Origin of the sequence: Pseudomonas sp. RGB (genome assembly GCF_007713445.1) — a bacterium.
GTDB lineage: Bacteria > Pseudomonadota > Gammaproteobacteria > Pseudomonadales > Pseudomonadaceae > Aquipseudomonas.
The window spans coordinates 230,909-242,738 of the sequence record NZ_VMSH01000007.1 but is presented as its reverse complement, the minus strand read 5'-3'; the positions used below and the strand labels follow the sequence as shown (position 1 = coordinate 242,738).

Below are 11,830 nucleotides of genomic sequence, written 5' to 3'. Positions count from 1 at the left end.
TTCACGAGAGAGCCGCAGGGTGGGCACACAAGGCCGACGTATCGACCTCACTGTTTATGTCCCTTCTGCGCTGACTTTTTATCATTATTGGCTTCAGCTACCTGGGCGACAGCCCATCGCCGGGACGTATACGGGTGTACGTGCCGGGAAAGACCAGACCAAGACGGCGCGCAGAATATCACGCCAAAGAGCGTTTATGCGCCGTTTGGCCAATTGACAGCTCTAAATCGCGGCTTTTAACGCGCCGCTGTCAAGCCAGGCAGGCGCGACGTGGCGTCACAGGTGGCTAGATGAAACTGAACTCTGCTGCAAACGGCTGTTCTAGACACCTTCGCCGCTGCTTGCGTAGCATCGGCGGCTGTCCTTCGTGCAATCCTTCCAAACAGAGTTACCCATGACTATCCAGCAAACACCCGGGCACGTACTGCCCGCGCGCAGCGCCGCCAAAATGGAAGCTGCCATGGCCGTGGGCGCCTTCGCGATCGGCACCGGCGAATTCGCCATCATGGGGTTGATGCCCGACATCGCCCACAATTTGAATTTGAGCGAACCGCAAGTCGGCCACGCCATCAGCGCCTACGCCCTCGGCGTCATGGTCGGCGCGCCACTGCTGGCCATCCTCGGCGCCAAATTGCTGCGCAAACACATGCTCTTATTGCTGATGGGCCTGTACGCGCTGGGCAACCTCGCCACCGCCTTCACCCCGACCTTCGGCTCGCTGGTGGCTTTCCGCTTTATCAGCGGCCTGCCCCACGGCGCCTACTTCGGCATCGCTGCCGTCGTCGCCTCGAGCATGGTACCCAACGACAAACGCGCCGGCGCCGTGGCCCGTGTGATGATGGGCCTCACCCTGGCGATGCTGCTCGGCAACCCCATCGCCACCTTCCTGGGCCAACACCTGGGCTGGCGCTCGGCGTTCGCCCTGGTCAGCGCCATCGCCCTGTGCACCATCGCCCTCGTCTGGCAATTCGTCCCGGACCGCCGCGACGAACCACGCAGCGACCCGCGCAAAGAACTGCGCGCCTTCACCAAACCCCAAGTGTGGATGGCCCTGTCGATTGGCGCGATTGGCTTTGCAGGGATGTTCTGCGTCTTCAGCTACCTCGCCCCGACCATGCTCGAAGTCACCAAAGTGTCACCCCAGTGGATCCCCTTCGGCCTCGCCGCGTTTGGCGTCGGCGGCATCATCGGCAACATCGCCGGCGGCAAACTGTTCGACCGCCTGCAATTTCGCGCCGTGGGCTGGATTATGGTGTGGTCGATGGCCGTGCTGATCTTCTTCACCTTCGCCGCCAGTGCGCTGTGGAGCGTACTGCTGGGCATCGGCCTGGTCGGCACCATGATTGCCATGGCCGCGCCGCTGCAGATTCGCCTGATGGACATCGCCCACGAAGCCCCTAGCCTGGCGGCAGCGTCCAACCATGCGGCATTCAACCTGGCGAACGCGCTGGGCCCGTGGTTTGGCGGCATGGCGATCACGGCGGGTTATGGCTGGACCAGCACCGGCTACATCGGCGCCGCCACAGCACTCGTCGGCCTGGGCATCTACCTGATGGCCCGCCGCATGAGGGGCGGCCACTGATATTTCCCGCACCACCACAACCCAATGTGGAAACTCTAATGTGGGAGCGGGCTTGCCCGCGATAGCGGTGGGTCAGTCAACCAACAAATGACTGCCCCACCACCCCATCAATCATCATGCAACAACCCCGATCCATACTCCCCATAACTACTCCCCAACCCACTCCCGCCAAAATTCATCTTGGCAGCCTTGCTCGGGCTATGGTCCCCAAACGCCTGACATCCGCCAGTAAAACAAGGGTCACTGCTCCCGCCCGACGACCCCGTCGAACAAGCGCCCAACAGCAACGTGCCAGCAATCATCGCGACTTTAACGAGGTTCGAGATCATGTTTTCAGTTCCCTATGGGCTGGAAGTGCGGGGGGCGTCTCTTAAGTGGGAGCGTAGTCCTCAACGGTGCAGGGAATTATGAAACTTTGCTGCGTGACAGCATGGGTTCAGGTTGCCGCCTTGGGGTGAGGCGGCGGGGTTAGGGGTCAGGCTGTGGCGGCAGGCGCGACTTGGTCTTGGGCTCGGTTGACGAGTAGCGCGCTTAGGTCGATGAGTTGTTGGATGCCGAGGAGGATGGCGCGGTGGGGGTCTTCAAGGTCGAAGGCCAGGTTGGCGGCCATTTGGTTGGCGGAGTCGAGGTTTTCGGCGGCGTTGGCTAGGAGGGTTTCGGTGTCGATGTTGGGGCTGACGGAGAATAGGTTGCCGGTTGGTTGCTCTGCGGGAGCATTGTCGTCAGATGGTGGCAGATAATGATGGATAGCACGCTCAGCCGCAGCATGAAGTTTGGCATCGGCGGGGCCAGCGTCTGAGGCATGAGGCGGATTAGGTGTGACCTTGTGCATGGCGAAGCTCCTTAACTGTTCAGGAACTGCCAATCTCACTTCCACATGAGGGTGGCAGCCGTACGCAGGTGTGGAAGACCAGGGCTAAGGACCCGGCGCACCGAAGTGCCCCGCGCACAGCCGCCGAAACACATGATACAGGCGTAAAAAAACGCCGGTAGGTGTTTGTGACGATTGCGTCTTAGCTTGGTACGGACTTCCACATCCGGCCGCTGGGTTTGCAGCGGTTTGGGGAGGTTAGCTAGGGGTGGTCTGAGGGGCAAGCTGAGAAAAGTGTGGGAAATTTCCTAGAGAATTTCGGACCACGTTATTCTCAGGACACACATTAAGTAACATTTCCACGTATGTAACCTTCCTAATAAATTGCTAATTCCTAGCAGGCAGCTAGCATCAAAATGCCATTAATCTAGGAATTATGAAAATGTCTAACGGTATTTTTTCAGTAGCTTTTAGATCTAACCGCCCAGATCACGGAGACGGCCTCGTAGTAATCAAAGACGGTTCCGTTAATGGAGGAGACCCCAACTATCTTTATCAAGGACAAGTACCGACTACCTCAGGAGCCTTTGCTGGACAGTTTAAGATCAGCATGTGGCGTGCGGGTAATACAAATATCGCAGGCGTTGACAACTACATTCTAAACGCCAACGGCGATATCGATTATGAAGGTGGAACCGTTTCACTATCCGGCACAGTAGAAGGGGCACCTCACGTCCAAATAACCCTTCACGGAAACAGGATCGCGCCAGCTGCCTAGTTATGCATTCAAGTTAGATGACCCATCGATCATCTAACTTGCTTTAATTGACGCCCGCCCGAATAGAACGAATACCGGGGTCTGACCCCGATTCTGCCTTGACCCCGATTCTGCCTATACTCTCGCCACGTAGAGGGAGACAGCCACGTCCAACCCGACTCAAACCTCTAACTGGGTCACGCCAATAGCTCTACATATGATAGAAAGTCTGTCCTTGATATTGGATGCATCGTTCGTTCCCTGCTGGGAAAGCCGGTCAAACTCGAGCAAATCAAACTTTGCATCAAGATAGTTATCTTCAGCAACCTCCCTATTTGATTTAACCTCATCTCTAAATTTCATAAGTGCCTTTCTAGAAAACTTTTTAGTCTCTGCGTGCTCCAAGGCACTCTTGGCACATAGATAGTATAAAACAACACCACCTTGTGCTCTTAGTAACTCATCACGACCGACAAAAATACTTGACATAAAATCAAGGACCAAACACACCCTCTCCTTTAGCGCTTTTATTTTCTTAGAGTTACCAGCCTTATAATTTTTCACCATCGCATCAAGATAGACTTTTTTGGTATCAAGTATTCTGCCCTCATTACCAATACATTCCTCGACAAATAGCAACCTGCAAGCCACCTCCATGTACTGATAGCGACGATTATTAAAAGAAATTCTTTCAATAAAAAAATCATGCTCAGATATTTCACGAATTGCTTTAACCATTCCGCCACCAAAAGCATTTCTCTTTTCGGCGGCATTCAGCGGAACTGCTTCATTCAACCGTGAGAACATGTCTTCAATCAATTCAACATCATCAGTTCCCACGCCTACAATCGGCAGAACAAAAGAATCAAACTTAATTTTGATTTTTGGATACTCAGACGCAATATCAGAATAGCCAAGGTTTGAAATTTTCACATCAGGGTCAGCTTGGTACTGAATATCATCAGAAAGAGTAAATTTCCCTTCTATAAATTGCCATATTGTCTCAAGCCTCTGTCTTCCATCAATTACTGCATACTGAAACCCCGAGGCCTTCTTTTCAACACGATCATACTCATGAAGATATATTTTTGGAATATCATAGTCATTGAGAATAGAATCAATGAGAAGCTGTTTTTTCTCTAGAGTCCAAACCCCCCCCATTCGCTGATATTCAGGATCTAATTTTATCTGGTCTTTTTCAGAATAAATCCTAAGAATAGTACTATGCTGAACAGGAAACGTCTCTATATAGCTCACGCCAGATCCCTCCGAATATTATGTCCAATACTAGCCAGTTCTGGAAACAGACTAAATCTAGAAAACCCAAGAAGATTCAACTGTGACAATATTATCTGTTTCTTAGCTTGAGGAATCACATATTTCACGCAATGACTTCCATCACCGACATTTTCTATAGGTAGTATTTCTCGGTGATGAATAGTGAATACTCCTTGCTGCGCCTGAATACGCGGATTATTTCTTGTAGCTATCGTCGCAACCGGTAACAACTTTGTTCGATTAGGTCCCTGCACCAACGTTTCAATTGAATAGTTTATTAACTCCTGATCATCAAATGAAGGAATAAAGAATTCTTATTGCTCATCACGAATACTCGCCTGCCCATTTAACTCACATGGTTTTAGCGCCCAAATAACTGCATCAGTATCGCTATGACTAGCAAAACTTTCAACCGCAAAATATAGTGCAACTAACGGACTTTCGCTCCAATCTAAAAGTCTTGTGGGCAGCTCGTAATGCTGCATTAGGAACATCCAGGCAAATGAGCTCCCCGGATCTTTCTCTAGCAACATATTCGCATTTTGCTTAAATCGCTTTAAGATTGTTGACTCAGAGACCTTGGATTCCTGACGACAATAGCTAGGCATTAAACCCCACCTCGCATCAGCCTGCCCCCTAAACCAGACAGGCCCTTTGTATTCGCCGAAATCCTCCTCCAGCCTTTCTATAAGCTGTGATACAGAACTGATTCCTTTATTATCTTTCATGTCTCCATCCATTCTATATGCCTACCCAATAATGGCACAGAGCCTTCACGGACTTCAAAAAATAAAGCACAAAACAATCGCATCCTGTCATTTACTCAGTAGTTATCTCCCAGTCTGACCATCCTTTCCTGATAAACTCCCGACCTCCAAGCCACACCAATTTAGTAGCCCCAATGCCAACAATCACCGCCATACGCGCTCCCCTCTCCCGCCGCTTCTCCGTCGCCCCGATGATGGACTGGACCGACCGCCACTGCCGGTTCTTTCTGCGCCTGCTCTCCAAGCACGCCCTGCTCTACACCGAGATGGTCACCACCGGCGCGATCCTGCACGGCGATCACGACCGCTTCCTGCGTCACAACGAAGCCGAGCATCCACTCGCGCTGCAGCTGGGCGGCAGTGTCCCCGCTGACCTAGCGGCCTGTGCGCGTATGGCTGAGGCAGCCGGTTATGATGAAGTGAACCTGAACGTCGGCTGCCCGAGTGATCGGGTGCAGAACAATATGATCGGCGCGATTCTGATGGCGCACCCGGCGTTGGTGGCGGATTGCGTGAAGGCGATGCGTGATGCGGTGTCGATTCCGGTGACGGTGAAGCATCGTATCGGGATCAATGGGCGCGACAGTTATGCCGAGTTGTGTGATTTCGTTGGGACGGTGAGGGATGCCGGGTGCACCAGTTTTACGGTGCATGCGCGGATTGCGATTCTGGAGGGGTTGTCGCCGAAGGAGAATCGCGACATTCCGCCGTTGCGCTATGACGTGGCGGCGCAGTTGAAGCAGGATTTTCCGGAGTTGGAGATTAATCTCAACGGCGGGATTAAGACGCTGGAGCAGTGCCAGGAACATTTGCAGGTGTTTGATGGGGTGATGTTGGGGCGGGAGGCTTATCACAATCCGTATTTGCTGGCGGAGGTGGATCAGCGGTTGTTTGGCAGTGAGGCGCCGGTGATTAGTCGGGCGGAAGCGTTGGCGCAGTTGCGGCCTTATATTGTGGAGCATTTGGCCAGTGGTGGGGTGATGCATCACATTACCCGGCATGTTTTGGGGTTGGGGACTGGGTTTCCGGGGGCGCGTAAGTTTCGGCAGTTGTTGTCGGTGGATATTCATAAGGCGAGTGATCCGTTGGCGTTGTTGGATCAGGCTGGGGAGTTGTTGGAGGGGCGGTGATGGTTTCTGAGTGTCAGTTGGGTTATTTGGGGCTGACAGGCCGCTTTCGCGAGCAAGCCCGCTCCCACAGTTTTGGGTGATGGGTGTCAGGGTGACTGGGCTGTTGTGGCGAGCAGGCTTGCCCTGCGTTGGGGTGCGAAGCGGCCCTAAACCTATGAATGCGTTTTAACTGAAAAGTCGCATCAGCCTTACTGGGGCCGCTGCGCGCCCCAACGCAGGGCAAGCCTGCTCGCCACAGGCAGCCTGCTCTCCACACCAAGCTTGCTCTCCACAGGAAGCTCACTCTCCACACCACGCCAGTTAGCCACAGGAAGGCGGCTTCTATAGGGCCGCGTTGTCCGTAGGGCAGTTGGGTTGAACCTGTCGGCGGTTTTGGTCTCCTAGTTAGCAGTACGGCCGGTGATTCAAACGGCTGTTTTCAGGTTGTTGCCCTCGCAAACGATCGAACGCATTTGCGCCCTTGAGCGCCTGCCGGCGCTCGGGTAATGTCATCAGACCCACAGGACAGAGCACGCCCATGACTTCCAAGCTGGAACAACTCAAGCAATTCACCACCGTTGTAGCCGATACCGGCGACTTTTCCACCCTCGCCAAGCTCAAGCCGCAAGACGCCACTACCAACCCTTCCCTGCTGCTCAAGGCCGCGTCGATCGCAGGCTATGCCAAGCTGCTGGATGAGTGCGTGAAGGACTGCAACGGCGACGTGGGCCTGGCCAGCGACCGTTTTGCGGTGGCGGTAGGTCAAGAGATTCTGAAAGTCGTACCGGGCCGTATTTCCACTGAGGTGGATGCGCGCCTGTCGTTCGACGAAGCCGCCATTCTCAAGCGTGCGCACCGTCTGATCGACCTGTACGACAAGGCCGGCGTCAGCCGTGACCGTGTGCTGATCAAGATCGCCTCCACCTGGGAAGGCATCCGCGCGGCGGAGAAGCTGGAAAAAGAAGGCATTCAAACCAACCTGACGCTGCTGTTCTCGTTTGCCCAGGCCGTGGCCTGTGCCGAGGCTGGGGTGTTCCTGATTTCGCCGTTCGTGGGCCGTATCTACGACTGGTACAAGAAGGCCAACGGCAACGACTACACCGGTTCCGATGATCCGGGCGTGCAGTCGGTGACGCGCATCTACAACTACTACAAGGCCAACGGCTACAAGACCGTGGTGATGGGTGCGAGCTTCCGTAACCTGAGCCAGATTGAAGAGCTGGCCGGCTGTGATCGCCTGACCATCAGCCCGGACCTGCTGGAGAAGCTGGCGGCCGATGAAGGCAAGCTGGAGCGCAAGTTGGCGCCAGGCCATGCCGGTGAAGCGCGCGTGCACTTGACCGAAGCGCAGTTCCGTTGGGAGTCCAACGAAGATGCGATGGCGACTGAGAAGCTGGCGGAGGGGATTCGTCAGTTTGCTCGGGACCAAGAGAAGCTTGAGGCGCTGTTGACTGCCAAGCTGTAATAGCGGCGGCAGCAAAAAGGGCGGCACCCTCGCGGGTGCCGCCCTTTTTTGTGCCTTTCGCTGGTCTCATGCCGGTCACAGTTCAAACTGTGGGAGCTGGCTTGCCTGCGATAGCGGTGGGTCAGAAATGAATAGGTGGCTGATACATCGCTATCGCGGGCAAGCCCGCTCCCACATTTGAACGGTGTCGACTGGAGGCTAGTGGCGCTCTAGCGCGTTCACGAGGTCGTGGAAGGCTTCGCGGTTGGACTCGTTCAGGCCCATCAGGATCTTGTGCGCTTCGAGCACCTTGACCCGTACCACTTCTTCGGACTGGTCTTGCGACGGCAGGTCGGTCAGGCATTCCGGGCACGGGATCGGGCGGTCAACGATGTTGAACACCTGGTCAAAACCCATGGACTGCAGCAGCCGGGTGATGTCTTCGTGGGTGGTGACCACAGTCGGCAACAGGCCGACCTTCTGCCGAGACAGAATGGACAACTTGGCCAGCAGGCCCAGGGTGGTGCTGTCGATGCTGCGGGTTTCGGTCAGATCGATCACGATCGCCGAGAAATTCAGGGCAGTGAAAATCCGCTCAATCGTTGCATCCAGCGCCGAACACAAGGTCAGGCGCACTTCACCGACAAACTTCAGGACGAAGGTCCCGTCTTGCTCGGCGAATTGGATTCTTCCGGTACTCATCAAAGATTCCTGCTCAACACCAATAGGGCGATATCATCCGGCATCTCCCCTAGCGTGGCCAATCCAAAAACCTGCCGCAGGCCATCCAGGCTGCCGCCCGCCGACCTGACCTTTTCAGGCAAGGCGGCTTCTTTCTCTTTGAGTGTAGGCTCTGGAAGCAGGTCCAGGATGCCGTCGGACATCAGCGTCAGGCTGAAGGTCGGCGGCAGTTCCAGGATGTGGTCTTCGTAGGTGGCTTCATTGAACAAGCCCACCGGCAGACCACGGCCTTCCAGGTAACGCACACTGTCTGGAGTGTATAAAACCGGCATCGGCAGGTGACCGCCGATGCTGTAGGTCAAAAGACCGGTTTCTTCATCTATAACGCCGCCGACCATCGTCACGTGCTTGCCCAGCTTGCAGCTGATCAGGCCTCGGTTGATGTGGCCCAGCACCTCGGAGGGGGTGAACTCCGGCAAGGTGCCATTGCGCTTGGATTCGAACAACAGCCGTGTGGTCATGAACTTCAACAACACGGTGACAAAAGCAGAAGAAGCACCGTGGCCGGAAACGTCGGCCAGGTAGAACGCCACACGCCGCTCATCCACACGGAAATAATCGACAAAATCACCCGACAGGTACAACGACGGGATGATCTGGTGTGCAAACTTGAACTCATCAATGGTCCAGGGGCTCACCGGCAGCATGTTCATCTGCACCTGGCGACCGGCGTTCTGGTCTTCCTGGAGCAGGTTGAGGCTGGCTTCGAGTTCGCGGTTGGCGGTTTCGAGCTTTTCGCGGTAGCGCTGGTTTTCCAGCAGCAAGCGGGCACGGTCCAGTGCGCGGCGCACCGAGTGCTCCAGCACGGCCAAGTCTTCCAGGGGCTTGATCAGGTAATCGGCGGCGCCCAGGCGCAGGGCCTCGACGGCATCGTTCATCACGCCGGCACCGGACACGACAATCACCGGCGTCTGCGGGGCGAGCTCAGTCACCTGGCGAATCAGCTCGAGGCCGCCCATCTGGGGCATGCGCAGGTCGCAGATCACAAGGTCGGGCTTGTCGCGCTCGAATACCTGGAGACCCTGTTGGCCATTGCTGGCCTGCAGGACGCTGAAGCCACTGTCTTCCAAATAGGCCGCGAGGCTCGCGCGCACTACTTCGTCGTCATCGATTATCAGCAGCGTGGCACTGGTTTTTTGCATGTGGGCAAACGGCGCCAGAATTAGGTTGGCGTAGGCGGCTCGGCAATGGCCGGGCTCACGTACTGGATTCGCTTTCTAGCCACTCTGTCCTACAAAGCACTGGGATTTTGCCCATGCACAACGGTAAAGCAGAGGTGCCCTTCTAAGGCGCAGACGGTACTCCCATCCGTCAGGGGTTTCAAGCTCATGCCGATGGTCGCCGGGCGTCTTTACACCGCAAATCACCGGGAGTTATAAGAACACCCACGACCACAACACAAAGTAAGGATGGAACCCGTGAGCGAACACGAGCGCGACTACGCCGAAAAACGCGATTTCATCCGCATGCGAGTAGATGCCGATGTGTCGCTGATCCACGCTGGGCAGGAGATTGCCGGGGTCTGCGTGGACCTTTCCAGCTCCGGCATGCAGGTTGAGGCACCCCGCCAGTTTCAGGTGGGCGACCGGCTGACCGTGCGCATTGACTCAGAGCACGCCGCCCTTGCGGGCCTGGAGGCAGATACCGAAGTGGTGTGGGCCAAAAACGAGGGCGAGCGTCAGCACCTGGGCCTCAAGATCCTGAAAATGCACTAAAAGCCGCGCACAAAAAAGGCGACCACTCGGGTCGCCTTTTTCATTTCAAAACGTCACGGCTTAAAAATCGTCGACGACCTTGCCGTCTTTGACCTTGAACTCGCGGTTTTGCAGGTAAGCGTTACGGATGAAGGTGTACTTGTCACCGGTGATCAGTTTCTCGCTGTCGAGCAGGCTGGCACGGGTATCGACGATGTTCAGGCCGAAGGTGCTGTTACGCCAGCCGATGTCGTTCATGTAGCGATACGGTTGGGTGTAGCTGTCGACGTATTTGGACGGCGCATCACGCAAGGTGCTTGGGCCGAGCAGCGGCAGCATCACGTAAGGACCGCTGCCGACGCCCCAGTAACCGAGGGTCTGGCCGAAGTCTTCATCGTTGCGTTGCAGCCCCATTTTGGTGCCGACATCAATAAAGCCCAACACGCCAAAGGTGGTGTTCATCAGCAAACGGGCGGTGTCGACACCGGCCGCGTGTGGCTTGAGCTGGAAAACGTCGTTGGCAAAGTTGCCGACATCACCGATGTTGCGGAAAAAGTTATGGATGCCGGTCTGGACGAATTGCGGGGTGACAAACTGATAGCCCTGGGCCAATGGCTTGAGCGCGTAAGTGTCAACGGTGTCGTTGAAGGTGAAGATCGGACGGTTAACGGCTTCCCATGGATCGTCTTCCGACGCAGCGTTAGCGGCGAAAGGGGCCAAAAGAACAGTGGCACACACAGATAGCTGAGCGAAATAGTGGCTCCAGCGCATAGCTTTTGCTCCTTGAATGGTCTGTCATGGGCGCTATGCCCTGAATAAGGCCGTCAGTATATGACGGAAGTGTCGAATAAGGCATCCAGTAGGATCGCTCTCATAGGAAATGCACAAATTTCCTACAATTACGGCCGATGTCACGCGCTTGTCATCCAGCCTCGATAGCGTCACAGCTATTTCAGGGATGTTGAAAATGCCTCACGCCGAGATTGCCGTCGCCAGCGCACCCGCCTTGACTGCCGTACTGTTTGGCCTTAGTGGCTGCCTGGTGGATTTTGGTTCCCAAGCGCGCACCGATAGCCCTTGCCCCGACTCTCACGCCACACCTGGCGCGCTGAAGATTCTGCGCAGCCTCAAAGACCAGGGCGTGCCCTGCGCCTGGCTGGATGAACTGCCTGCCGCGGTAACCACCCCTCTGGCCGCCGTGCTGCCTGATTGGCTCAAAGCAGCATCGCCCTCCTCGATTCGCTGGCCGGCGCCGCATGCGTGCTGGCAGGCCTTGATGGAATTGAACATCGAACGCCTTGAAGGCTGCGTGCTGGTCAGCGGCGAACCGCGCCTGCTGCAATCGGGCCTGAATGCCGGGCTGTGGACCATCGGCCTGGCGTCCTGCGGCTCACTGTGCGGCCTGGCGCCCGAACAATGGCAGGCGCTGACCGAGCAGCAACGCGAGCACAAGCGCGGCAAGGCCACGGTGGCGCTGTATGGGCTGGGCGTGCATTCGGTGATCGATCACCTCGGCGAGCTCGGCACCTGCCTGGCGGACATCAGCCTACGCCAGCTCAAAGGCGAGAAGCCCTGATCGAGATCATGCACGGTCGGCGCCGGTGGATTAATCTACTGGTCAGCCCGTAGACCTTTCCCGGCGTGCCG

Annotated in this window: 13 protein-coding genes; 6 read left to right on the top strand and 7 right to left on the bottom strand. The window is 55.9% G+C overall.

Features of this window, described 5'->3' with window-relative positions:
- Positions 1–394: 394 nt before the first annotated feature.
- Positions 395–1,582, top strand: coding sequence for an MFS transporter (locus FPT15_RS17220; protein WP_145163081.1), 1,188 nt, complete (start codon positions 395–397; stop codon positions 1,580–1,582).
- A gap of 107 nt (positions 1,583–1,689) precedes the next feature.
- Here FPT15_RS17220 and FPT15_RS30070 read toward each other — a convergent pair whose 3' ends face one another.
- Together FPT15_RS30070 and FPT15_RS17210 are read right to left on the bottom strand one after the other, a co-directional pair.
- Entirely contained in the window at positions 1,690–1,911 is a 222-nt protein-coding gene (locus tag FPT15_RS30070) for a hypothetical protein (protein WP_145163079.1), read from the bottom strand.
- A 146-nt stretch (positions 1,912–2,057) separates the two neighbouring features.
- A complete protein-coding gene (locus FPT15_RS17210; RefSeq protein ID WP_145163077.1) occupies positions 2,058–2,414 on the bottom strand; it encodes a DUF6124 family protein in 357 nt (118 codons plus the stop codon).
- 421 nt (positions 2,415–2,835) lie between these two features.
- Here FPT15_RS17210 and FPT15_RS17205 point away from each other — a divergent pair, with 421 nt between their 5' ends.
- Positions 2,836–3,171: a GrlR family regulatory protein gene (locus FPT15_RS17205; RefSeq protein ID WP_145163075.1), complete on the top strand. Its 336-nt coding sequence runs from the start codon at positions 2,836–2,838 to the stop codon at positions 3,169–3,171.
- A 159-nt stretch (positions 3,172–3,330) separates the two neighbouring features.
- On the opposite strand, the gene FPT15_RS17200 is transcribed toward FPT15_RS17205, so the two are convergent.
- The gene (locus tag FPT15_RS17200) at positions 3,331–4,407 is read right to left on the bottom strand and encodes a DUF262 domain-containing protein (RefSeq protein ID WP_145163073.1); all 1,077 of its coding nucleotides are present in this window, start codon (positions 4,405–4,407) and stop codon (positions 3,331–3,333) included.
- 335 nt (positions 4,408–4,742) lie between these two features.
- Positions 4,743–5,156, bottom strand: coding sequence for an FRG domain-containing protein (locus FPT15_RS30065; RefSeq protein ID WP_256676476.1), 414 nt, complete (start codon positions 5,154–5,156; stop codon positions 4,743–4,745).
- A gap of 173 nt (positions 5,157–5,329) precedes the next feature.
- On the opposite strand from FPT15_RS30065, the gene dusA reads away from it, so the two are divergent.
- On the top strand, positions 5,330–6,325 hold the full coding sequence (gene dusA, locus FPT15_RS17190) for a tRNA dihydrouridine(20/20a) synthase DusA (RefSeq protein ID WP_145163071.1): 996 nt from the start codon (positions 5,330–5,332) through the stop codon (positions 6,323–6,325).
- A gap of 517 nt (positions 6,326–6,842) precedes the next feature.
- Entirely contained in the window at positions 6,843–7,769 is a 927-nt protein-coding gene (tal, locus tag FPT15_RS17185; protein WP_145163069.1) for a transaldolase, read from the top strand.
- A 198-nt stretch (positions 7,770–7,967) separates the two neighbouring features.
- Here tal and rssC read toward each other — a convergent pair whose 3' ends face one another.
- The gene (rssC, locus tag FPT15_RS17180; protein ID WP_003172602.1) at positions 7,968–8,450 is read right to left on the bottom strand and encodes an anti-sigma factor antagonist RssC; all 483 of its coding nucleotides are present in this window, start codon (positions 8,448–8,450) and stop codon (positions 7,968–7,970) included.
- The gene (gene rssB / locus FPT15_RS17175; RefSeq protein WP_145163067.1) at positions 8,450–9,631 is read right to left on the bottom strand and encodes a two-component system response regulator RssB; all 1,182 of its coding nucleotides are present in this window, start codon (positions 9,629–9,631) and stop codon (positions 8,450–8,452) included. The genes rssC and rssB overlap by 1 nt, the downstream gene beginning before the upstream one ends.
- Positions 9,632–9,907: 276 nt before the next feature.
- Between rssB and FPT15_RS17165 the strand changes: the two genes are divergently transcribed.
- Complete coding sequence (locus FPT15_RS17165) at positions 9,908–10,204, top strand: PilZ domain-containing protein (protein ID WP_145163063.1); 297 nt, start codon at positions 9,908–9,910, stop codon at positions 10,202–10,204.
- Between the two features lie 60 nt (positions 10,205–10,264).
- On the opposite strand, the gene FPT15_RS17160 is transcribed toward FPT15_RS17165, so the two are convergent.
- The gene (locus tag FPT15_RS17160) at positions 10,265–10,954 is read right to left on the bottom strand and encodes a VacJ family lipoprotein (protein ID WP_106576915.1); all 690 of its coding nucleotides are present in this window, start codon (positions 10,952–10,954) and stop codon (positions 10,265–10,267) included.
- Between the two features lie 196 nt (positions 10,955–11,150).
- Here FPT15_RS17160 and FPT15_RS17155 point away from each other — a divergent pair, with 196 nt between their 5' ends.
- Positions 11,151–11,759 carry an HAD family phosphatase gene (locus tag FPT15_RS17155; protein WP_145163061.1) on the top strand — a complete coding sequence of 203 codons (609 nt, stop codon included), beginning with the start codon at positions 11,151–11,153 and terminating at the stop codon, positions 11,757–11,759.
- Positions 11,760–11,830: the final 71 nt, after the last annotated feature.

Excerpts from the sequence above, each read along its gene's own strand:
- FPT15_RS17205 (WP_145163075.1), top strand. The coding sequence starts at position 2,836 with ATGTCTAACGGTATTTTTTCAGTAGCTTTTAGATCTAACCGCCCAGAT.
- rssC (WP_003172602.1), bottom strand. The coding sequence starts at position 8,450 with ATGAGTACCGGAAGAATCCAATTCGCCGAGCAAGACGGGACCTTCGTC.
- dusA (WP_145163071.1), top strand. The coding sequence starts at position 5,330 with ATGCCAACAATCACCGCCATACGCGCTCCCCTCTCCCGCCGCTTCTCC.
- FPT15_RS17160 (WP_106576915.1), bottom strand. The coding sequence starts at position 10,954 with ATGCGCTGGAGCCACTATTTCGCTCAGCTATCTGTGTGTGCCACTGTT.
- rssB (WP_145163067.1), bottom strand. The coding sequence starts at position 9,631 with ATGCAAAAAACCAGTGCCACGCTGCTGATAATCGATGACGACGAAGTA.
- FPT15_RS30070 (WP_145163079.1), bottom strand. The coding sequence starts at position 1,911 with ATGATCTCGAACCTCGTTAAAGTCGCGATGATTGCTGGCACGTTGCTG.
- FPT15_RS17220 (WP_145163081.1), top strand. The coding sequence starts at position 395 with ATGACTATCCAGCAAACACCCGGGCACGTACTGCCCGCGCGCAGCGCC.
- FPT15_RS17155 (WP_145163061.1), top strand. The coding sequence starts at position 11,151 with ATGCCTCACGCCGAGATTGCCGTCGCCAGCGCACCCGCCTTGACTGCC.
- FPT15_RS17210 (WP_145163077.1), bottom strand. The coding sequence starts at position 2,414 with ATGCACAAGGTCACACCTAATCCGCCTCATGCCTCAGACGCTGGCCCC.
- FPT15_RS30065 (WP_256676476.1), bottom strand. The coding sequence starts at position 5,156 with ATGAAAGATAATAAAGGAATCAGTTCTGTATCACAGCTTATAGAAAGG.
- tal (WP_145163069.1), top strand. The coding sequence starts at position 6,843 with ATGACTTCCAAGCTGGAACAACTCAAGCAATTCACCACCGTTGTAGCC.